The organism is Archaeoglobus fulgidus DSM 4304 (assembly GCF_000008665.1).
Taxonomy (GTDB): domain Archaea; phylum Halobacteriota; class Archaeoglobi; order Archaeoglobales; family Archaeoglobaceae; genus Archaeoglobus; species Archaeoglobus fulgidus.
This window is the reverse complement of record NC_000917.1, coordinates 1,215,526-1,236,212: the sequence shown is the minus strand read 5'-3', so window position 1 is coordinate 1,236,212 and position 20,687 is coordinate 1,215,526. Positions and strand designations below refer to the sequence as shown.

Here is a 20,687-nt window from a genome sequence, read left to right as displayed (position 1 = left end):
GAGATAGAGGATAAAATGGCTACTCCTCAGACGGAAGGTACTTTTCAATTGTTTCCAGAAGCTTCTTCCTTGTGAAGGGCTTTTCAAGAATTTCTAAAGCGCCAGCATCGAGCAGCTCCTGCCCCCTCCGTCTGGCATAGGCTGTAATGCCGATAATCTTTGCATCTGGGTCGAATTTTTTAATTTCCTTCGCTGCCTCAACTCCATCCATTACAGGCATGGCAATATCCATAAGGACAATGTCGGGCTTGAACATCTTGTAAAGCCTTACAGCTTCCTCGCCGTTTGTGGCAGTGAGCAGATTGTATCTGTCCGAGATCATCAGCTGAACTGCCTCGAGAATGGCCGCATCGTCCTCCACAATCAGCACTCTCGGCTTTTGCTTCATTTACCTAATTTTATCCTCAACATTTAAAAATTTTACTATCTCTTTAGAAATTCCACTACGTAGAGGTTGAACTCCTCTGGATTCTCTATCTTTGCCAGATGCGCCGCATTCCTTACCTCTTTAATTTCAGCTTTGGGAATCAGCGATGTAGTATCCCTAAATTATTTCACTACTAAACACCCACTTCATGTGAGAAAACTAACGAACAAAAAGATCAGGTGGATAATCAGACAGCTTGACAAGGGAGCTCCAGTAAAGGAAATAGCCGCTGTGATGAGAGTTACACCAAGAAGAATCTACCAGCTTAAAAAACAATATGAGGAAACTGGCCAGATTCCAGAACTCAAACAAGCAGGAAGAAAGCCCAAACCAATTGACGAAAAGACAGAGCAAATAATCCTGCAGGCCTACAAAAAATACAGACTCAGCCCAGTACCATTGGAAAGGCTGATAGAAAGGGATTACGGCATCCACATCTCCCATAATACAATCTACAAAGTTTTACTCAAACACGGTTTGGTGGAGGAGAACATGAGCAAGAAGAAACGAAGGAAATGGGTTAGATACGAAAGAACCCACTCAATGTCTTTATGGCAGGGAGACTGGAAGAGGCTTGGAGAGAAATGGATTATAGCCTTCATGGATGATGCTTCCCGCTTTATTACTTGTTACGGAGTCTTCGATTCAGCTACGACTGAGAACACGATTAGAGTCCTGAAAGTGGGATTCAGGGAGTATGGCATTCCGGATGAGATCCTCACAGATCACGGAACTCAGTTTGTTGCAGCTAAAAGCAGAGAGAAGGCCAAGCATAGATTCAGGGAGTTTTTGGCCGAGAATGGAGTAAGGCATGTTCTTGCCAGAATAAACCATCCACAAACGAATGGAAAGATAGAGAGGTTCTTTGGTTTGATGGAGCAGAAGATCCATCTGTTTGATTCTTTGGATGAGTTCATTTATTGGTACAATTACGTTAAGCCTCACATGAGCCTGAATTTCGACGAATTGGAGACTCCCTATCAGGCCTTTTTGAGGAAGCTACCTGCTGAAAGGGTGTTTGAGTACGGGAGGTGGTTGTTTGAGGAGTGAAATTAATTCGGGATATCACAGTTGTTGCTTTTTTGGATTATGGGTTTAAAAACCTCAGACGCAGACAAATTGGATTGCGATTTTTTAGGAAGTAAAGTTTTTTAATTGTAGATTTGTACAATTTTTTCGATGAGGGTGGAGGACGAAAGAATCAAGCTTCTCTTTAAAGAAAAAGCGCTTGAGATTTTGATGACAATCTATTATGAAAGCCTTGGCGGTAATGACGTTTACATCCAATACATTGCCAGCAAGGTAAACAGCCCTCACAGCTACGTTTGGCTGATTATAAAAAAATTTGAAGAGGCAAAAATGGTCGAATGCGAACTTGAGGGTCGAACAAAAATTATAAGGTTGACTGATAAAGGGCAGAAGATTGCCCAGCAAATCAAGAGCATTATCGATATTATGGAAAATGATACATGATTTTAAATGCATTTAAAAAAGAATAAGAAATTAAAAATATTAACTTTTCTGCATTTTTTTTAATGGAAATCTTTTTTATTAATTGAAAATGCTAAGGATAAAAATGGAGGGTCTGTGATGATGAGCCTTACCCGAAGGAATTTTATGAAGCTTGTTGCGGCCATGGGTGCCTCAGCTTTTCTGAGCGCGTATAAAGGGGACATAGTGAGAGCAGTTGAGGCAAAGAAGGATTACTGGCACATTTGCTGGCTGAACGGGGCAGCGTGCACGGGATGCACGGTATCCTTTGCTCAAGCGTCGAATCCGGATTTGGTGCAGATTCTAACTGAGATTATCGTTGGGACGTCTGGATTGCCGATAGCTCTTCCCGACTACATGGAAACGATACATCCAGCCTCAGGAACACTCGCTGAAAAGCTTAAGGAGAGGTGGAAAGCTGGAGAGAAGGGCAAGAGGATTCTTGTTGTTGAAGGGGCTGTCCAGAAACCCGGTTACTGTGTGGTAGCAGGAAAGGACTTCAGGGAGCACGTTAGGGAGGCCGCAGAGGTTGCTGATGCCATAGTTGCTGTCGGCCAGTGTGCAACCTTTGGAGGCATACCTGCGGCAAATCCAAATCCTACCGGGGCGATGGGACTTTCAGAGTTCCTGAGAGAGGAAGGTATTGCAAAGCCCGTTATCAATCTTCCTCTCTGTCCCGTTAATGGGGAGCATGTCGTCATCATTCTTTCAGCTGTAATAATGGGGGCTAAGATTGACCTTGACGAGCATGGCAGGCCAAAGGCCCTTTTTGGCACAAACATGCATGACGAGCTCTGCCCCTACAGACCTCTGTATGACAGAGGAGTCTTCATTGAGGAGCCCGGAAACGGAGATGGATGCAGATTCAAGATTGGATGCAAGGGGCCTGTTGCCTTTACAGACTGCCCCTCGAGAAGGTGGAACGGCAAGACCAGCTACTGCGTCGAAGCAGGGGCCCCATGCATTGCATGCTCAGAGCCGGGATGGCCGGACAAGTTCTCACCCTTCTACGCTGAGCTCCCGTCAATCCCCAGCTTCCTCGGGTTGAATCCAACAACGCTTGGGGCTGGCATCTTTGGTGCAACCGCAGTGGGAATTGGCGTTCATGCGGTGAGAAGAAAACTGAGAGGTGAGAAGGATGAGCAGGATAGTTATTGACCCCGTAACGAGAATAGAGGGTCATCTCAGAGTTGAGCTCTCTCCAGAAAAGCTAAAAACCTCCACGGGAGAGTGGGATGTTGTTAAGGAGGCTTACTGCAGCGGAACCCTATTCAGGGGATGGGAGACGATTTTGAGAGGGAGAGACCCAAGAGATGCCTGGATTATAACTCAGAGAATTTGCGGTGTTTGTCCCGCTCCGCATGCGGAAGCATCCATTCAGGCGATAGAGGCGGCATTTAACGTCACACCCACACCGGTGGCTGTTCTAATAAGAAACGTTCTTCACGGAGCTTACTACATTTACGACCACATAATCCACTCTTACATTCTTCTCGGCCCCGAACTCGGGGTTGTTTGCAAGTATCCACCCATGGTGCCTCCGGCACTTGGAAAGGAAGGTGTCTCGAAGCTGGGAATCGGCTCAAGCTACGTTGGTGCTCTTGAGATACAGAGGAAGGCCAACGAAATTGTCGCAATCTGGGGAGGAAAGTTCCCCCACCACCAGAGCGAGTATCCGGGAGGTATGGCGGTCAGGCCGACTGAGGACAGAATTGCCTCCTCTCTTGCCAGAATGTTCGAAATATGGAGGTGGGTTGCTGAAACGATGGTCAAGGATTTCTACAACCTCCTTGAGGCCAACGAGAAGGTTGGTGAGGCGGTAAGCTCACTCCTCGACATCAACTTCAGGGGGCTTCAGGATGTTGGGGCGTCAACAGGAAACTTCCTCAGCTACGGCCTCTTCCCCGATCATGAGAACTACGATGACTGGCTTTCAGTGCTTGATTCACCTTCAAAGAGGAGCAGCGCTCTGATACACGCTGGAGCGTGGGATGGAAGCTCAAAGCCCCTTGACATCTCAAAAATAGCTGAATATGTCAGGTATTCGTGGTACGACAATGAGAGCGGGCTTAATCCGAAAGATGAGGACGCACCTAAACCTGATAAAAACAAATCTGAAGCATACTCGTGGTTGAAGGCTCCCAGATACGACGGAAAGGTTTATGAAGTGGGACCGCTTGCCAGAATGCTCAACACTTACGGCACAAGATGGAAGATACCCATCCGCAATCCTGTGACTGGAGAAGACCACGGCTACTTTGAGTATGAGGTGCTAAATCCAAAGGGGTCTGTTATTGACAGGCTCGCTGCGAGAGTCGCTCTTACAATCTTAACTTCGCAGAAAGTCTTTGAGTGGTTGCTTGAGCTGAAATCCTACACCAACCAGAAGGTTACCAACTACAGGAATGTGCCGAAGGAGGGCGAGGGTTTTGGCCTCTGGGATGCGCCAAGAGGAGGTTTGCTGCACTACATTAAAGTTAAAGACCACAAAATAGCCAACTACCAGTGTGTTGTGCCAAGCACGTGGAATCTAAGCCCAAGAGACGATTTCGGGCAGCCCGGGCCAGTTGAAACAGCATTAGAGGGTACTTGGCTGCCAAATCTGAGTGTACCTGAAATCTGCAACGCCATCTACCCCGAAAAGGACGTTGACCTCTCCGCCTTGGGTTTGGGAGCGATGAGCTGGGGAGATGCCTTAGCTGCAGCCCTAACACCCCTCGGCCTTGCAGAGCTGAACATTGAAAGGCTGAACGGCCAGATTTACAACACCTCTCTCACCCTGATGGTCGTCAGAAGCTTCGACCCGTGCATTGCCTGCGCTGTCCACGTGGTGAGGTAGTATGGAGTGCAAGAAATGCGGAAGTGTGGCCGTTGAAAGGCACTCGAAGTTTGTGAGGAGCTGCCACTGGGGAATAGTGGTTACTGGGATAATCACCGCCCTCTCAGGAATGCAGCTCTCAAAACTTTTTGGGTTTACCCTTTTCGATGATGCTTACGCACTTCACATAAGGATGAGCTTCGTCTTCGCTGGGCTGTGGACTCTGTTCATGTACTTCAGCATCGCAGAGGAGTGGAAGTGGATCAAACCTTCAAGGATACCCTACAGCATCAAGTTCGTATTGGAGGAGGCTGTTGCGTGGATAAAGGGTGGACATGTTGGCGACCCAAGAGCCTACGACCCAAGAAGGAGGGAATATGTTGAGAAAATAATCCCAAGTCAGGTGCTCGTCTTCTGGACGTATGTACTTCTTACGGCAATCATAGGGATTACGGGGCTGGCAATGCTCTATCCTGAATACTTCGGCCCGGTGTATTCTGCTGCCGAGAAGATGGGATTACTTTTCGGGACTGACAACAGCTACGCATTCATAAGAGGTCTTCACAGGCTGACGATGTTTCTCTATGCAACAGTGATGATAATGCACGCCTACGCAGCAACGATATTCGGAACGCTGTCATCAATGATAAGCGGCTACAGGAGGGAAAAAGTTGTCTCGGATTCTGGTCGTGGGAGTAGGGAACCCGCTGATGGGTGATGATGGCCTCGGCATCAGAGTTGTGGAGGAGCTCAAGCGAAGAAGGCTGCCAAAAAACGTCACCGTGATGGATGGTGGAACGGGAAGCTTTGATCTCGTGAATTACTTCTTTTTTTACGACGTCGTTGTGATAGTTGATGCGGTCAATTTCGGCGGAAAGCCGGGGAGAGTTTACAGGTTACCGGTCGAGAGAGTGCTGAAAAGGAAAATTGCGTCAATCCACGACCTCGACATTTTCTACGCCATATCGGCGATGAGTGCGATTCAGGCAATGCCCAGAGTGATTCTCATCGGTGCAGAGGTGAAAAACCTTGCAGAGTTTTCTGAGATGTCCTCTGAAGCTGAGGAGGCCGTAAAAAAAGTGGTAAAAAGAATTGTTAAACTGGTCACTCCCTCATCAGGTAGAAGAGCGAGGATCCGAAGAACGCGAGTCCAACGACTAAAGCCAGCTCCCACATAAAAGTTAGTTAACATATTAATTTATTAACTTTTTTCAACTAAAAATTGCACAATTTTTCATGCATCTATTAACTTTTACAATTTTTCATGTATGTAATTATTTATAAAATGATTTAAAGCTGGAATTCAAATGAATTTGGATGAAAATTGGCGTTTACGTGTGTCACTGCGGTGAGAACATCTCTTCAAACGTCGATATTGATGAGCTGGTGGAGTTTGCGAAGAGCAGTGAGGGGGTTAGCGTTGTCAGGGATCACCTCTTCATGTGCTCCGAAATTGCGCAGGAGATGATTAGGGACGATATAAAGTCGGGAAAGGTTGATAGGGTGGTTATTGCCGCCTGTTCCCCAAAAAATCACGAGAAGTTTTTCAGAGCAACTCTTGAGAAGGCCGGGATATCAAAATACATGCTTGAGATTGCCAACATCAGAGAGCAGTGCAGCTGGGTGCATGAGAAGAATGCGACCGAAAAAGCCAAGAGTTTGCTGGCATCGTCGATAGCCAAGGCGAGAAAGCTCCAGCCTCTTGAGGAGCTGTGTCTGGATGTTAACGATAGTGCTCTGGTTATTGGCGGGGGTGTGGCGGGCATAACTGCGGCCATTGAGCTCTCAAAAATGGGGTTTAAGGTTTATCTGGTTGAGAAGGAGCCATCCATAGGCGGAAAGATGATGAAGTTTGATCGGATTTTCCCGATGAACGACTGCTCTTCCTGTGTCCTTTATCCTCTTATTTCAGAGGTTTCATCGAGCCCCTTAGTCGAGCTGATTACTTATGCGGAAGTTGAGGAGGTTAAAGGCTCTGTGGGGAATTTTCAGGTGAAAATCAGGAAGAAGCAGACTTATGTTGACTGGGACAAGTGCATAGGCTGTGGGGCGTGTGTTGAGGCCTGCCCTCCAAGAGCGGTTACTGAGGATGAGTTCAATGAGGGCTTAACGAAGAGAAGGGCAATGTACATCGCTTCTCCCTACGCAATACCGAGGAAGGCCGTTCACGACCCAAAAAGCTGTGTGAACTGCGGGAAGAAGACGCTTGGCACGAGAAGATTTTTGAGAGGAGGGAAGGAGTACCTCGCCCCATGTGAGAAAGCCTGCCCTACGGGGGCGATAAACAGGTCGTTAGAGTGGAATCCGGAGGGCGAGATTGTTGAGGTTAACGTTGGTGCAATAGTTGTTGCCGTTGGCTACGAGGTTATGAAAAAGCAGAACTTCAAGGAGTACCTCCCTCCCTCTCCCAACGTGATTACAGCGTTGCAGTTTGAGAGAATTCTTTCCCCCACGGGCCCCACAGCTGGGAAGGTTCTCAGGCCATCCGACATGAAGAAGCCTGAAACTGTGTCGTTCATTTCATGCGTGGGAAGCAGGGACGTGAGGTACCACACCTACTGCTCCAAAGTTTGCTGCATGTACATGCTCAAGCAGGCTAGGCTAATTAAAGAAAGAAACCCGGAAATTGACGTTTACATACACATGATTGACGTCAGGGCTCCGGGGAAGGACTTGGAGGAGTACTACACCCAGTCGAGGCAGATGGGGATTAAGATTATCAGGGGCAAGGTGGGGGGAATTGAGGAGCTTCCAGATGGCAGGCTTAGAGTTCTCGGATTTGATGCTGACATCGGCACTCCTGTGGAAGTTGAGGCGGATTTGGTTGTCCTCGCAACTGCTATAGAGCTGAGTGAGGATGCAAGGAAGCTGGCAAAGAATCTTGGAATCTCCGTTGACACCTCAGGATTCCTGAAGGAAGACCACCCCAAGCTGAGGTCGGTTGAGAGCTGGCTTGACGGGATTTTTATCGCCGGATGCTGTCAGGGGCCAAAGGACATTTCCGAGACTGTTTCTCAGGCAAAGGCGGCTGCCGCGGGAGCAGCGGCAATTCTCGGAAGGGACTTCATACAGCTTGAGCCCTTTTTGGCTACTGTTGATGAAAAACTCTGCACGGGGTGCGGTATATGCGCGAGCGCCTGTCCTTACGAGGCCATATCCGTTAACGGGAGGGCTGAGGTTGACACGAGAAGGTGCAAGGGGTGCGGAATCTGCAGCTCCGTCTGCCCTGCCAACGCTGTTGATTTAGCTGGATTCACAAGAGAGCAAATTCTCTCCCAGCTGGAGGCGATATTATGAGAGTTGTGAGGCTGCCAAGGCATGATGACGTTGTGGAGGAGGTTTCAAAGTTTGGTGGGGAAGGAATTGGGAGATGCATCCAGTGCGGAGCGTGCATGTCGGTCTGCCCTGTTGCAATTGCTGGTTTCAACTTCCCCAACAAGAAGCTCTTCAAGGTTATAACTCTCGGCCTGAGGGAGGACATTCTCTTCGACCCCTCCCCGTGGGCCTGTGTTGCGTGCGGGAGGTGCATAGAAATCTGCACGAGAGATGTAAACCCATTTCACGTTTACTTTGCCTTCAGAAGAATTCAGACGAGGGAATTCTCTATTCCCTCAAGGGCTGAGGAGCTTTTGAGGAGGGTTTATACTACTGGCTTTGCCGTGCAGATTAACAACGAACTGAGAGCTGAATTCGACCTTCCCGAAATTGGCAGTGTGGATGAAGTTGAAAAGATCATTGAATGCACTGAGATGTCCCAGCTGGGCTTAATTCGGTGAGGTGTTTATGAAGTACGCTCTGTTTCCCGGCTGCAAAATTGCCTTCGAAAGGCCTGACCTTGAGCTTGCGATGAGGGAGGTGCTCACAGCTCTCGATGTACCCTTTGAATACCTAAGTGACTTCTCCTGCTGTCCAACATGGGCGTCAGTTCCGTCCTTCGACATCGAGGCGTGGTTGGCTATTTCAGCAAGAAACATTTCCCTCGCTGAGGAGAAAGGACTGGACATTGTTGTTGGGTGTGGAGATTGCTACAGCGTCCTGAACCATGCCAGAGACATGCTGAAAAGGGAGGAGTGGCGTGAGAGAGTGAACAGAATTCTCGCCAAGGTTGGCAGAGTTTACAGGGGGACGACCAAGATTTACCACATAATACACCTTCTGGAGGAGCGCAAAATTAAGAAGAACCTGAAGCACAGGCTGAATGGCTTTGTTGCAGGCGTTCAGCCCGGCTGCCATCTGCTGTGGCCAGCTAAGATTTTTGATGCCAAAGAGGAGAATCCATTTTTCCCTGAAAGGCTGAAGAAGCTGGTGGAAGCAATGGGTGCTGAAACACCTCACTACAGCAGGCTTGAGTACTGCTGCGGGAACCACATTGATATTGTGGATTATGAGAAATTCCTTGATTTTGTTCAGCTGAAGCTTCAGTCTCTGAAGGAGGAAATAGATCCTGACTTTATCGTTACCGCCTGCTCTACATGTTTCATCCAGCTTGATGAGGGGCAGAAGAGGCTCAAGAGGCTGGGGAGGATTGACTACGAAATCCCCGTCTTCCACTTCCCCCAGCTTCTCGCCATCTGCTTGGGCAGCAATCCGGAAAAGGTGGCGAGAATCAGCTCCGTTGACAGAAGCAAGATTATTTCGGAAATTCTGGAGGGGAGAGAATGAAAATTATCGGTTTTGCCTGTCAGTGGTGCGCCTATCAGGCCGCTGATTTGGCGGGTAGCTTGAAAATGAAGTATCCTGAAAGCATCAGACTTCTGAGAGTTCCGTGTTCTGGGAGGGTTAATGCTGAGTTCATCCTGAAAGCTTTGCTCAGCGGTGCAGACGGTGTTTTCGTTGCCGGCTGCCCCATCTCCGAGTGCCACTATAGGAGCGGAAACAGGATTGCGAAGACGAAGGTAGCTCTCCTGAAAAGGCTCCTTCCGGAGTTTGGTCTTGAATCCGGGAGAGTTGAGTTTCTGCAGGTTTCCAGCGCTGATGCGAGGAAGTTTGTGGAGTTTGCAAAGGAGTTTGATGAGAGAATCCGCAAGCTCGGACCAAATCCGCTGAGGAGGGATGAAAGATGATAGACGTGGCTTTTTACATTGCTCACGGCTGTTCGGGATGCACGATGTCCATGCTTGATCTAGGCGAGAGGATGAACGATTTCAGAATGAGGGTTGCGTGGGCAGCTCCAACCCTCGGAGATGGTAAGTATGACAGAATCCCCGAAGTGGATTATGCTTTCATTGAAGGGGGCATCGGGCTCAGCGAGCATGTTGAGATTGTGAGGGAGCTGAGGGAGAAGAGCGAAACCCTTGTTGCCTTCGGTATATGTGCGAGCTGTGGGGGGATAATGGGCCTTGCCAATCTACATTCGAAGGAGGAAATTCTGGAGGATGTTTTCGGCTCCGCCAAGTCATCGGTTGGTGATCTTAGAATTCCAGAAATGCTGGAGTTCGTTAAGCCTCTTGACAGCGTGGTTGAGGTGGACTGCTACATCGGCGGCTGCCCGCCAACTCCTGAGCAGATATACAACGCCTTCAAGGCCATTTTTGAGGGAGAGAGGGGATGGATAACCAGCGGGAAATCAGTGTGTGAGTTCTGCAGCAGAAATCTGTCGGAAAAGTTCGGAGAAGTCAGTAGATTTTTGAGAGTTCCCGATAAGGAGTGCTTCCTTAAGCAGGGAATTCTCTGCTTCGGCCCAGCCACTCAGGGGGACTGCATGGCGAGCTGTCCCAACTCCAACTCCCCTTGCAGGGGGTGTGGTGGAATGCTCCCAAGCGTTGACGACCACGGTAGCGCTCTTGTGGATATGCTATCCTCGCTGACCGATGAGAAGGGAATTGAAGCTCTCAGCATGACCTACACCAATCTGAGCAAGCTCCTCTACCTCTACACGCTCCCCTCCTCAACTTTGCGGGGGAAGGTCAGGAGGTACCACTTGAGAGGTGTGAAGAGATGAAAATCGAAATAAATCCCGTTTCACGAATTGAGGGGCATGCTAAGGTAACAATCTTTTTGGATTCCAGCGGAAAGGTTGAAAATGCCTTCTTTCAGGCTACGGAGTTCAGGGGATACGAGAAAATACTTTCAGGCTTGCCAATGGAGGAGGTGCCGAGAGTTGTATCGACAATATGCGGAATATGCAGGGCAATCCACTTCACCGCAGCCCTGAAAGCTGCTGATCAGGTTTTTGGTGTTGAGGCGAGCGATGCGGCAAAGATTGTGAGAGAGATGCTCCTCTGCGCGCACTTCATAGAAGACCACACGCTCTCTCTGCTCGCCCTTGCCCTTCCTGATTTTCTCTCTCCCGAAGAGAGGAACATTTTTGGTGTAATTAGAAACCTCGGTGAGCTCGGGAGGGAGCTTCTGAGGAAGAGGGGGTATGCGGTTAGAATTCTGCAGATACTGGGGGGCAGAAACATCCATCCCGTCACAGCCCTACCCGGGGGGTGGGCGAAAGCTCCGACAGATGAGGAGCTCGGTCTGATAGAGAGGTACTCAAGGGAGCTGCTCGACCTCGGTTACAGGATGGTCGAGGTGCTTGAAGCTGCGCTGGACATGGGTGATGGTTTGGAGCTAAGGGCCGCAACGCTTGGGACGGAGAAGAAAGGCTTAGTGAACCTCTACGATGGTGAGCAGGTGGTGAAGGATGAGGAGGGAAAGGAAGTTCTCAGGTTCAGCGGGAAGGAGTATGCTGATATCATCACTGAAAAAAGCCTCAGCTGGAGCTACAGCAAGCTGACCGAAATCAAACCTCTCGGCGAGAAACTTTACGTCGTTGGGCCACTGGCAAGGCTAAAAACGGCCGAGCTAACGCCCAAGGCATCTGAAATTGTTAAGACTTACGGCGTTAGCAACAATCTTCTCTACAACCACTTTGCGAGGGCTGTGGAGATAATATACGCCGCTGAGAGGCTGCTTGAACTATCGCAGAGCTACAGGGGTGGTAGGATTCAGAACGAGCCGCAGAAGGTTGCTGGAGAAGGAGTTGGGATAGTCGAGGCTCCAAGAGGAACGCTCATTCACCACTACTGGACTGATGAGAAGGGGATCGTTAGGGGCTCAAACCTCATTGTGGCTACAACTCACAATGTGAGGGCGATAAACCACGTTGTGGGGAAGGTTGCTGAGAGAGCATCAGACACAAGGAATCTGGCGGAGAAGGTTGAGGTGGCCATAAGGGCCTTTGACCCCTGCATGGCCTGCGCCACTCATGCTGTTAACGGCGTCATTCCCATTGAAATCCAGATTTTCAGGGATGGGGAGCTGGAGGAAGTTTACAGAAACTATGAGGAAAGTTGTTGTGGGAGTGGGCAATCCACACATTCCTGAGGACTCTTTTGGAGTAAAAGTTGCAGAGATGGCGAAAAAAGCTGGATTTGACGCTTTAGCAGCCTTCCCTCTCGATTTGCCAGAAATGCTGGAGGGATACGATTTTGCAATAGTCGTTGACGTTTTGCTTGGCAAAAAAACTGGAGAAATTCACCTTCTCAGTGTTGAGGACCTTAAGGCAAGGAAGGTCTTTACCTCCCACTCAATTGGTGTTATGGAGGCCATAATGCTCGGATTTGAGTATGCCGAGATGCCCGAAATTCTGATTGTTGCGGTGGAGGTTGGCGAAAAAGATGATGGGGCTTTGGAAAAGGCCCTGTCAGTAGTGATGGACGTCATTGCGTACGAGATGTGCCGGAGGTAGCCCAGATGTTGCACGTCCCCTCCACACTCACCATGCACGCTCCAACGGGGTTTCTCGGGTTGCAGGCTTTCATGAACAGCGGGCAGTCCTTTGGTGTGGCGATGCCCTTCAGCACGTCCCCGCACCTGCATAACCTCTTGCTTTTGTCTTCCACAGGCTGAAAATCGGCGAAGGCATCTTCAAAAACCTTCCTCGCATCGAACTGCTCGAATCTTTTTGCCAATGCTCCACCACTCCCCTTCACCACTCCAAGCCCCCTCCAGCTCCAGTCTTCCTTCCTGAAAACCCTGTCCATGGCCTCCAAAGCCCTGACGTTTCCCTCCTCCTTTACCGCTCTGCTGTACTCGTTGATAACCTCCCTTCTGCCATCACTCATCGCCTCAAGGAGAAGATAGATGGCAAGCATAACATCTTCAGGCTCGAATCCTGCAATCACCTGCGGTATTCCGTATTTCTTCAGAATCTCCCTGTACGGTTTCACGCCGATTATCGTTGAGACGTGTCCGGGGTTTATGAAGGCATCAACGGTCGTGTTTTCGCAGAGCGCATGCACTGCAGGGATGAAGAAGCGGTGGGCTGAGAAGACGTAGAAGTTCTCCTTCTCATCAAGAAGGGCTATAGCTGTTGAGGGCATGGTCGTTTCAAAGCCGATGGCGAAGTGAACAACTGGCCTATCCGAGCTTTCTGCAAGCTTTAAGGAGTCAAAGATGCTGTAAACGATTCTTATGTCATACCCCTCTGCCCTTAAAGTGAATAGGCTCTTCCCCTGAAAGGGGACTCTCGCCATATCCCCGAAGGTGGCGAGGGTGATGTTTTCCTTCTCCAGCAGGTGCATTACCATCTGTATGTCCTCGTCGGGAGTTATGCAAACTGGACAGCCGGGACCGCTCAGCAGGGAGATGTTTTCCGGGAGGAGGGAGCGGAGATTGTACTTTGTGATGGTATCTTCATGAGTTCCGCAGAGGTGCATTATTTTGACCGACTCAAACTCCTTTGAGAGCTCCCTTATTTTCTCAGAAAGCCTGATTACCGGTTTCATCTGCAACTCTCTCCAGCAACTCCCAAGTCTTTTTTGCCTCCTCCTCATCGACCTTCTGAATGGCCATCCCGACGTGGACGAGAACGTAATCTCCAATCTGCGGATTTTCGAGGAGGTCTATCCTCACCTCCTTCTTCAACCCCTTGAAGTCCACGATGGCGATGGGGTAGTCAATTCTCTCAATTCTGCCCGGAATCGCTATGCACATTCAGAATCCCCCTCAAAAAGTCAATCCACTCCTCAAATCCTTTACCGGTTTTGAGGTCCATCTCGATGATTTTAGCTCTCGGGTTGATAAGCTTCGCATCCGCCTTCATTTTCTCAACATCTGCCCCAACAGCCTCCGCCAGAGCTACCTTGTTGATTACAATCAAATCTGCAACTCTGAAAATCTCTGGATGCTTTTCAACCACGTCATCCCCCTCCGTTACGCTGACCATCACCACCCTGTAGTTCTCTCCCAGATCAAAGTCCACTGGGCAGATTAAATTGCCGACGTTCTCTATTAGGAGCAAATCACAATCGGAGAACTTCTTCAGGCGGTGGTAAATCATGTGCGCATCGAGGTGACACTCCTTTCCCGTGCTTATCGCCTCTGCCTTAATTCCGAATCTTCTCACCCTTTCATAGTCAGCCTTGGAGACAACATCTCCCAGCATGGCGCCAATTTTGACCTCATTGCCGATCCTCTCGATTGTTCTCTCAATGAGAAGGGTCTTGCCGGAACCAATTGCCCCCATTATGTTCACAGCCACAGTCCCGCTCTCTCTGAGCGCTTCTCTGTTCTTCTCTGCCAGCCTCTTGTTTTCGGCAAGCAAATCCTGATTAAGTTCATACTCGTGCAAGCCTACACCTCCACAACTACGCTTTCAAGAATGAAGTCCTTACCTCCTTTAACCTGAGCAAAACCCCCACACTCGCAGAGCATCTCATCTTTGCTCAGCTCCCTTCCGCAGAGCAGACACCTAATGTCTGCCCTCTCCACACTTATCTCCAGCTTTGCTCCTTCAGCAATCGTTCCCTTTGACGCTACGCTAAAGCAGAATTGAAGCTGCTCCGGGTTGATGAGTAGAAGCTCACCCACACGAACCCTAACTGATGTGACGGTTTTTGCTTGCTTTTCCTCGGCAAATCTAAGGACATTTCTGATTATCGCCTCTGCAAAGCTCATTTCATGCACAAAAGGAGTTTTCGCAATATTTTTAAAAGCTTTTCTTAAGCTCATGATGAATGTTCAAGATTACGGTCAGGGGAGTTGTTCAGGGAGTGGGCTTCAGACCCTTTGTGCACAGAATCGCCAGCAGAATGGGCTTGAGAGGCTACGTCAGGAACACCGGAGATGGTTCGGTGGAGATTGTGGTTGACAGGAATCCTGAGGAATTTTTGAATATTCTGCTAAAAGAGAGGCCACCGCTGGTGGTTATAGAGGATTTCAGCGTCGCCAAAACGAATGGAGAGATTCCCGAAACCTTCAGAATCGTGGAGAGCGGCGGTAAAAGCCTGCTCTCACTCCCTCCCCCTGACGTTGCCGTTTGCGATAAATGCCTTGAAGAGGTGCTTGACTCGAAAAACAGAAGGTACCTTTATCCTTTCACCTCCTGCACCGATTGCGGGCCGAGGTTCACGATAAGCAAATCTCTCCCCTTCGACAGGGAGAACACAAGTCTTGCCGATTTCCCCCTCTGTCCTGACTGCAGGAAGGAATATGGGGATATTAAGGACAGAAGGTATTTCGCCCAAACAATTGCATGCCCTCGGTGCGGCCCGCAGTACAGATTTGTCTGGAAAGGCGGAGAGGGTGGTATTGGCGATGCGGCAAACGCTCTCGATTCGGGGAAGATTATAGCGATTAAGGGGATTGGGGGCTACCACATAGCCTGCCTTACTGAAGATGATGTGGTTTTAAGGCTTAGAAAGCTGCTGAACCGCCCACAGCAGCCCTTTGCTGTGATGGTGAGAGACTTGAGTAGTGCTGAGAGGGTTGCGGAGCTAAGCAATGAGGAGAGGGCCGAGCTGCTCAGCCCGGCGAGGCCAATTGTTGTTGTGAGAAAAAAGCTCCCCTTCGAGGCAGTAGCTCCAGAGCTCGATACCATTGGCATTATGCTCCCCTACACTCCCCTCCACCACCTTCTTTTCCAAGAGCTGAAGGCGGATTATCTGGTGATGACCTCTGCCAACCTCCCGGGAGAGCCTATGTATATCGATGAGAGCATCATGGAAAAAATGGAGCTTGATGGCTTTCTCGTTCACAACCTCGAAATTGCCAACAGGGTGGATGATTCCGTTGTAAAGTATGTGGGTGGGAGAAGGCTATTGATTAGGAGGTCGAGGGGCTTTGTTCCCCAGCCAATAAAAATTGACATTGGCTTTAATGCAATTGCTGTCGGAGCGGAGCTTTACAATTCCATAGCCCTTCTCAAGGAAGGTAAGGCGGTCGTTTCGCAGTACATCGGAAACACCGCAAACTTCAGAACCTACAATGAGTTTTTTAAGAGGGCGGTGAAATTCTTTGCCAGATACATGAACCTTGAAAAAATTGATTACATTATTTCCGACATGCATCCTCTCTTCAACACAACAAATTTTGCCGAAAAGCTCTCGAAGGAGCTTTCATGCAGGCATATTAAGGTTCAGCACCACTTCGCCCATGCTCTGAGTGTGATGGCGGAGAAAGGACTTGAGAGGGCGGTGGCGATAACGGTTGATGGGGTTGGATACGGAATGGACGGAAAGGTTTGGGGTGGTGAGGTTCTCCTTATCGACCTTGAAAAGGGAAGATTCGAAAGAAGGGGCAGGCTTGAAACCTTTGGGCTCATTGGTGGTGACGCAGCAACATACAGACCTCTGAGAATCGCTGTTTCTCTGCTAAAGCGCCATGAGCTGCTTGAGCACTACTGCAAATATGAAGACGTGGAAAGGCTGATTAAGGCCCTTCCACTGGCCGTTAAGACCACCTCAGTGGGTAGATTCCTTGATGCGGTGTCTGCAATGCTTGAAGTTTGCCTTGAAAGAACCTACGAGGGTGAACCTGCGATGAAGCTTGAGGCTGCTGCAGAGCCCCACGAAGTGGAAGTTAAGCCGGAAATTGAGAGAAGAAGGGAAACATGCGTCTACAACTCGCCTTTTGATACAGAGGGGAGGCAGGGGGAGATTAAGGTTTTGATGCTGAGGGACTTTTTTACACGCTGCATGGAGAGGTATCTGGAAGGTGAGGGGAGAGGAAAAATAGCCTACGAGGCCATTGCCTACGTTGCACGGGGTCTGGGAGAGATTGCGCTTGATGCTGCAAGGAACTGCAAGATTCTAATTTCAGGGGGAGTGGGCTACAACAGGTATTTCCTGAGGGAGGTGGAGAGGGTTTGCGGAGAGATTGTTGTGCCCTCCCTTTATCCTCTTGGTGATAATGGAATAAGTCTTGGGCAGATTTACGCCTTGAAAGCTCTGGAGGGGTAAAATGTCGGTAATCAGGAAGGAGGATGGAGCTGGAGGAAAGTACATGGTAGAGCTCCTCAAAAAGCACGTTTTTCCAAAAATTGCTTCCAGAGCAGGAGAGATAGCCTTGGAGGATATGGAAGACTCTTCGGACTTTTGCGACGATTTTGCTTTTACAACAGACTCCTATGTTGTCTCCCCACCGATTTTCAGGGGCGGGAGCATAGGGAGCCTTTCTGTCTGCGGCACGAGCAATGATCTGGCTGTGATGGGCGCAAAGCCCGAATTCATGTCTCTCGCACTCGTAATTCAGGATGGCTTCCCTCTCGGCGATTTCAGGAGGATTATGGATGATATCAGAGATTCTGTGGAGCTTGTGAACTTGAGCATAATAACCGGCGATACGAAGGTTGTGGAGTCGAACGTTGGCATAATCGTCAACACTGCCGGGATAGGAAGGAGGAGCGAGGAGCTTGAGAGAAATCTGGAAGTCCTGAGGGAGCTGAGAGATTACCCCTACAGGTGGGTAAGGGATAAAGGTCTGAAAGAGGGGGATGCGATAATAGTCAGCGGGAGCATTGCGGAGCACGCTGCGGTTATAATGGCAGAGAGGATGGGCTTTGAGGTTGAGTTCAAGTCAGACGTTTACCCCGTGTGGCTCTTCGTCAGGGAAGCGCTGAGGAGAGGAGGAGTTACGGCGATGAAGGACCCCACGAGAGGGGGAATTGCTGCAGCGCTCAACGAGATGGCAGAGAAGAGCGGAGTGGGGATAAAGATTTTTGAGGAAAGGATTCCGCTGAAGGATGAGGTCAGGGGGCTCTGCGAGCTTCTCGGCCTCGACCCCCTGACAATGGCCAACGAGGGGAAGGTTGTCTTTGGAGTCCACCCCGAGATGGCTGATGAAGTGTTAAAGGCTTTACACAAGGCAGGGCAGAAGGAGGCTGAGATAATTGGCTACGCAACCAAGGAATTCGCGGAGGTTGTTTTAGAGACGGCTGTGGGAACAACGAGAGTTGTACCCCAGCCAATCTCAGACCCCATTCCGAGGGTTTGTTAGGTCTACGCGAATTGATGCCAAAAAACCCGTAAATTGGTTTGAAGGGTTTCGAAAATTAGTAAGAAATCACCTGTATAGCTATAGCCTCCTCGTCTTTCTTTCTGAACAGCTCACACGAAAATGACGCGGCTGTAACCGAGCCCTTCAGTGAGCAGTACCCTGAATGATTTGGAAAGGAATGGTCTCTCAACCAGAATCTGCACAACCTGCACTCCATAAGGTAATTACAGTTCTGAAAGTATTTAAATTTTTCTTAATATATATCTCCATTATCATGAAATCCATCATTACAATTATCACTTAGCTCCGGAAACAATCTTTATTACATCGTTGTTCTTCAACTCGTAGTCATCAGCAACCCTCATCTTGGTTCTTGCGTCGAGGGCGTAGATAAAGTGCTTTCCAATGTCTGTGTGGATTTTGAAGGCAAGCTCCTTGGCCGTCGTGCCCCTTTTAACCAGCATCGCATCAGGCAGGACGTTTCCCTTGGAGTCGGTGAACTTGTTCTCATCCTCAACGGGATAAACAACAATGTAGTCTAGGAGGTCGAAGACAACTCTGTTTATAGCCTCCTGCACGCCCGTACTGCCAAACTCTCTAAGGAACTCCCTTATTTTCTCAAGGGCTTTCATCTGCTTTTCATTCAGCTCCTTTACTATTTCAAAGTCCGAATCGCCGGGCAGATACTTTATGTAGCCGTTCTTTGCTGCAGTCCTTAAAATAAGCTCGTAGGCTGCAGAGGTTGGGACAACGATCTCATCGAGCTTCATCAACTCTTCGAGCAAGTTCTTTGGAGCTTTGTCAGCTTTATTGGCAGCAATAACCATCTGCATCCTCCTTTTTCTTAGTTCAACGGCAAAGTCTCTCAGCTGTTCGTCGCTGAGCGTTGATACATCACCAAAACTCCTCATCGCCTCTCTGACCATCCACTCCTCAAAACCAAGCCCGGCAAGCTGCTCCGTCAGGAACTTTGCAGCATCCCTCTTCTCCGCCTTCATCCTCCTGATAATCTTGTCCCAGTTCCTCTTGAGTATGCCGAAAAGCCACATATCTATCTCGCGGTAGAGAAACTTCACGTCCTCGACGGGATTTCTCTCTCCAACGCCAATCTCGTTCCCTTCCTCGTCTGTTGACCCGGAAGCGTCAACCACGTGGATGACTGCCTCGCTCTGCCTGAGGTTGTCGAGAAACTCGTTGCCCAACCCTCTGCCTTTGTGGGCGTCGGGCACAAGCCCTGCAACGTCAATCAGCTTGACGGGAATAAACCTCCAGCCATCAACGCACTCATTGCACTTTACCCCCAGCTCCTGACAGACGCACTTAACCCTCACATGTCCAATACCAACGTTGGGCTTTATGGTGGTGAAGGGGTAGTTGGCTATCTCTGCATCAGCAAGGGTAGCAGCTTTGAAGAACGTTGACTTTCCGGCGTTTGGTTTCCCCGCAATTCCGATTTCAATCACGCAAACCCCTCCTCGTGTATTCTCCCCTCTCCCTCGTTCCTATGATGCTTTTGAGGAGTGAGGGGTTGCTTTTTAAAAAGTTGGCGTACTCCTTGCTTATCTCTCCCCGCTTTTCAAAATACTCTATTATTTCAATTGCCTCCTCAATCGTCTTGCAAACCTCAAGGTGGTCTAAAACGGTGGGCAAATCGCTGCCCTCAATCTCGTGAAAAAGATTAGGAAACATCTTCTTGAACTTTTCCTTTTTCCACTCCATCCTTCTCTTCCTCTTCCGATATCTCGGCTTTAACAGTCTCTGCTTCCTCTGGCTGTTCCGAATCCGCCTTGGAGTCTTCAACTTCCACTGCTTCTTGCTCCTCACCTTTGCCTCTCTCCGACTCAGCTTCCTCTGATTCCTGTACTTCTTCGCTCTCCTCCACCTCTTCAGCTTCCTCCTCTCGGCCCGGAATCTCGACCTTCTCTTTTATCCATACACCCTCTCTGCCGACTATACCACCCTCAACGCTGCATCCATCCTCCATGTAAACCTTATCTGCCCTTATGTAGCCAAAAACCTCCGATGAGTTTACGAGGTAAACCACTCTGCCCTCAATTGCCCCATGAACCCTGCAGTTGCTAACAATGATATCTCTGCCCCTCAGGCTGCCGAAAATCTCACTTCCCTCAGCATTAATGTCTCTCGCCTTAACATTTCCGAGAACCCTGCTGCCGACAATCTCAGCATCCTTTCTCGTGGAAATTCTGTCGATGCTCACTTGAGAGTTCTCCGGGATTATCAGAGGGGCGTCGAACTCCTCCACCTCCTCCAGAAGCTTTTCGGCCTCTTCAAGCCTCCCCAAGCGGAGAAGAACCATGAGGTAGAGGAAGATGAAGAAGAGAACTGGCGTTGGGTCCTGAATGGTAATCAAGCCTTTCGCCTCAAATCCATTTTTGATTCTGACGTTTCTCCCAATTTCAAGGTCTCCGTAAACGGTAAGCTTCCCTCCGATTGACGCGAACTCTCCAATGTAGGCATCCTGTTTTGAAGTGACATTTCCAGTAACGCTGCACCAAGCATCGAGCCTTATCTCCTCTCCTAACAGGTCTCCCTCAATTGTGGTCCTCTCCCCGACAATTATCTTCTTTGCGATGACTCCGTAGCTGAGCTTTGAGTTGGGGCCTATGATTACGTCCCCACTCGCCACTATGTTCCTCTCTTCAAATCTCGTGTTGGGAGGGATTGTGAGTTTCTCCAGCATCCACTGGTTTGTTGCTTTAATCCCTTTTAAAGGTTTGCATGCTT

The 20,687-nt window shown here is 49.3% G+C and carries 24 protein-coding genes; 15 read left to right on the top strand and 9 right to left on the bottom strand.

Annotation, left to right across the window (positions count from 1 at the left end; translation table 11 throughout):
- Window positions 1-19 precede the first annotated feature (19 nt).
- Complete coding sequence (locus AF_RS06985) at window positions 20-388, bottom strand: response regulator (protein WP_010878881.1); 369 nt, start codon at window positions 386-388, stop codon at window positions 20-22.
- Between the two features lie 189 nt (window positions 389-577).
- Here AF_RS06985 and AF_RS06980 point away from each other — a divergent pair, with 189 nt between their 5' ends.
- The 13 genes from AF_RS06980 to AF_RS06920 all read left to right on the top strand — a co-directional run bounded on the left by AF_RS06980 (window position 578) and on the right by AF_RS06920 (window position 12,414).
- Window positions 578-1,477 carry an IS481-like element ISA0963-3 family transposase gene (locus AF_RS06980; RefSeq protein ID WP_010878880.1) on the top strand — a complete coding sequence of 300 codons (900 nt, stop codon included), beginning with the start codon at window positions 578-580 and terminating at the stop codon, window positions 1,475-1,477.
- A 129-nt stretch (window positions 1,478-1,606) separates the two neighbouring features.
- Window positions 1,607-1,900, top strand: coding sequence for a hypothetical protein (locus AF_RS06975; RefSeq protein WP_231487457.1), 294 nt, complete (start codon window positions 1,607-1,609; stop codon window positions 1,898-1,900).
- Between the two features lie 117 nt (window positions 1,901-2,017).
- Window positions 2,018-3,076, top strand: coding sequence for a hydrogenase small subunit (locus tag AF_RS06970; protein ID WP_331279782.1), 1,059 nt, complete (start codon window positions 2,018-2,020; stop codon window positions 3,074-3,076).
- Window positions 3,057-4,757 carry a nickel-dependent hydrogenase large subunit gene (locus tag AF_RS06965; protein ID WP_048064380.1) on the top strand — a complete coding sequence of 567 codons (1,701 nt, stop codon included), beginning with the start codon at window positions 3,057-3,059 and terminating at the stop codon, window positions 4,755-4,757. Before AF_RS06970 ends, AF_RS06965 begins: the two co-directional genes overlap by 20 nt.
- 1 nt (window position 4,758) lies before the next feature.
- Window positions 4,759-5,454: a cytochrome b/b6 domain-containing protein gene (locus tag AF_RS06960; RefSeq protein WP_010878876.1), complete on the top strand. Its 696-nt coding sequence runs from the start codon at window positions 4,759-4,761 to the stop codon at window positions 5,452-5,454.
- Window positions 5,447-5,914, top strand: a complete 468-nt coding sequence (locus AF_RS06955) for a hydrogenase maturation protease (protein ID WP_158296886.1) — start codon at window positions 5,447-5,449, stop codon at window positions 5,912-5,914. Before AF_RS06960 ends, AF_RS06955 begins: the two co-directional genes overlap by 8 nt.
- 139 nt (window positions 5,915-6,053) lie before the next feature.
- The gene (locus tag AF_RS06950) at window positions 6,054-8,033 is read left to right on the top strand and encodes a CoB--CoM heterodisulfide reductase iron-sulfur subunit A family protein (RefSeq protein WP_010878874.1); all 1,980 of its coding nucleotides are present in this window, start codon (window positions 6,054-6,056) and stop codon (window positions 8,031-8,033) included.
- The gene (locus tag AF_RS06945) at window positions 8,030-8,512 is read left to right on the top strand and encodes a 4Fe-4S dicluster domain-containing protein (protein ID WP_010878873.1); all 483 of its coding nucleotides are present in this window, start codon (window positions 8,030-8,032) and stop codon (window positions 8,510-8,512) included. The genes AF_RS06950 and AF_RS06945 overlap by 4 nt, the downstream gene beginning before the upstream one ends.
- A gap of 7 nt (window positions 8,513-8,519) precedes the next feature.
- A complete protein-coding gene (locus AF_RS06940; RefSeq protein ID WP_048064378.1) occupies window positions 8,520-9,398 on the top strand; it encodes a CoB--CoM heterodisulfide reductase iron-sulfur subunit B family protein in 879 nt (292 codons plus the stop codon).
- Entirely contained in the window at window positions 9,395-9,799 is a 405-nt protein-coding gene (locus AF_RS06935) for a hydrogenase iron-sulfur subunit (protein ID WP_010878871.1), read from the top strand. Before AF_RS06940 ends, AF_RS06935 begins: the two co-directional genes overlap by 4 nt.
- Entirely contained in the window at window positions 9,796-10,677 is an 882-nt protein-coding gene (locus AF_RS06930) for a methylviologen-reducing hydrogenase subunit gamma (protein WP_010878870.1), read from the top strand. The genes AF_RS06935 and AF_RS06930 overlap by 4 nt, the downstream gene beginning before the upstream one ends.
- On the top strand, window positions 10,674-12,050 hold the full coding sequence (locus tag AF_RS06925; protein ID WP_010878869.1) for a Ni/Fe hydrogenase subunit alpha: 1,377 nt from the start codon (window positions 10,674-10,676) through the stop codon (window positions 12,048-12,050). Before AF_RS06930 ends, AF_RS06925 begins: the two co-directional genes overlap by 4 nt.
- Complete coding sequence (locus AF_RS06920) at window positions 12,007-12,414, top strand: hydrogenase maturation protease (RefSeq protein WP_048064377.1); 408 nt, start codon at window positions 12,007-12,009, stop codon at window positions 12,412-12,414. The genes AF_RS06925 and AF_RS06920 overlap by 44 nt, the downstream gene beginning before the upstream one ends.
- Here the strand turns inward: AF_RS06920 and hypD are convergent.
- Genes hypD through hypA form a run of 4 tightly spaced genes read right to left on the bottom strand, consistent with a single transcriptional unit; the run spans window position 12,386 to window position 14,624 of the window.
- Window positions 12,386-13,453, bottom strand: a complete 1,068-nt coding sequence (gene hypD, locus AF_RS06915; protein WP_052270484.1) for a hydrogenase formation protein HypD — start codon at window positions 13,451-13,453, stop codon at window positions 12,386-12,388. The two genes, AF_RS06920 and hypD, sit on opposite strands and share 29 nt — an antisense overlap.
- Window positions 13,428-13,661, bottom strand: a complete 234-nt coding sequence (locus AF_RS06910; protein WP_010878866.1) for a HypC/HybG/HupF family hydrogenase formation chaperone — start codon at window positions 13,659-13,661, stop codon at window positions 13,428-13,430. Before AF_RS06910 ends, hypD begins: the two co-directional genes overlap by 26 nt.
- Window positions 13,633-14,298, bottom strand: coding sequence for a hydrogenase nickel incorporation protein HypB (hypB, locus tag AF_RS06905; RefSeq protein WP_010878865.1), 666 nt, complete (start codon window positions 14,296-14,298; stop codon window positions 13,633-13,635). Before hypB ends, AF_RS06910 begins: the two co-directional genes overlap by 29 nt.
- Window positions 14,299-14,300: 2 nt before the next feature.
- Window positions 14,301-14,624 carry a hydrogenase maturation nickel metallochaperone HypA gene (hypA, locus tag AF_RS06900; protein ID WP_048064376.1) on the bottom strand — a complete coding sequence of 108 codons (324 nt, stop codon included), beginning with the start codon at window positions 14,622-14,624 and terminating at the stop codon, window positions 14,301-14,303.
- A 59-nt stretch (window positions 14,625-14,683) separates the two neighbouring features.
- On the opposite strand from hypA, the gene hypF reads away from it, so the two are divergent.
- Window positions 14,684-16,906, top strand: coding sequence for a carbamoyltransferase HypF (hypF, locus tag AF_RS06895; protein WP_010878863.1), 2,223 nt, complete (start codon window positions 14,684-14,686; stop codon window positions 16,904-16,906).
- A 1-nt stretch (window position 16,907) separates the two neighbouring features.
- Window positions 16,908-17,942: a hydrogenase expression/formation protein HypE gene (gene hypE / locus AF_RS06890; RefSeq protein ID WP_010878862.1), complete on the top strand. Its 1,035-nt coding sequence runs from the start codon at window positions 16,908-16,910 to the stop codon at window positions 17,940-17,942.
- A 55-nt stretch (window positions 17,943-17,997) separates the two neighbouring features.
- Here hypE and AF_RS13115 read toward each other — a convergent pair whose 3' ends face one another.
- From AF_RS13115 to AF_RS06875, 4 genes are all read right to left on the bottom strand, one after another.
- Entirely contained in the window at window positions 17,998-18,159 is a 162-nt protein-coding gene (locus tag AF_RS13115) for a hypothetical protein (protein ID WP_156029525.1), read from the bottom strand.
- A gap of 79 nt (window positions 18,160-18,238) precedes the next feature.
- Entirely contained in the window at window positions 18,239-19,405 is a 1,167-nt protein-coding gene (locus tag AF_RS06885) for a redox-regulated ATPase YchF (protein WP_010878861.1), read from the bottom strand.
- Entirely contained in the window at window positions 19,398-19,661 is a 264-nt protein-coding gene (locus AF_RS06880; protein WP_010878860.1) for a DUF2095 family protein, read from the bottom strand. Before AF_RS06880 ends, AF_RS06885 begins: the two co-directional genes overlap by 8 nt.
- Entirely contained in the window at window positions 19,621-20,643 is a 1,023-nt protein-coding gene (locus AF_RS06875; RefSeq protein WP_010878859.1) for an acyltransferase, read from the bottom strand. Before AF_RS06875 ends, AF_RS06880 begins: the two co-directional genes overlap by 41 nt.
- Between the last annotated feature and the right edge of the window lie 44 nt (window positions 20,644-20,687).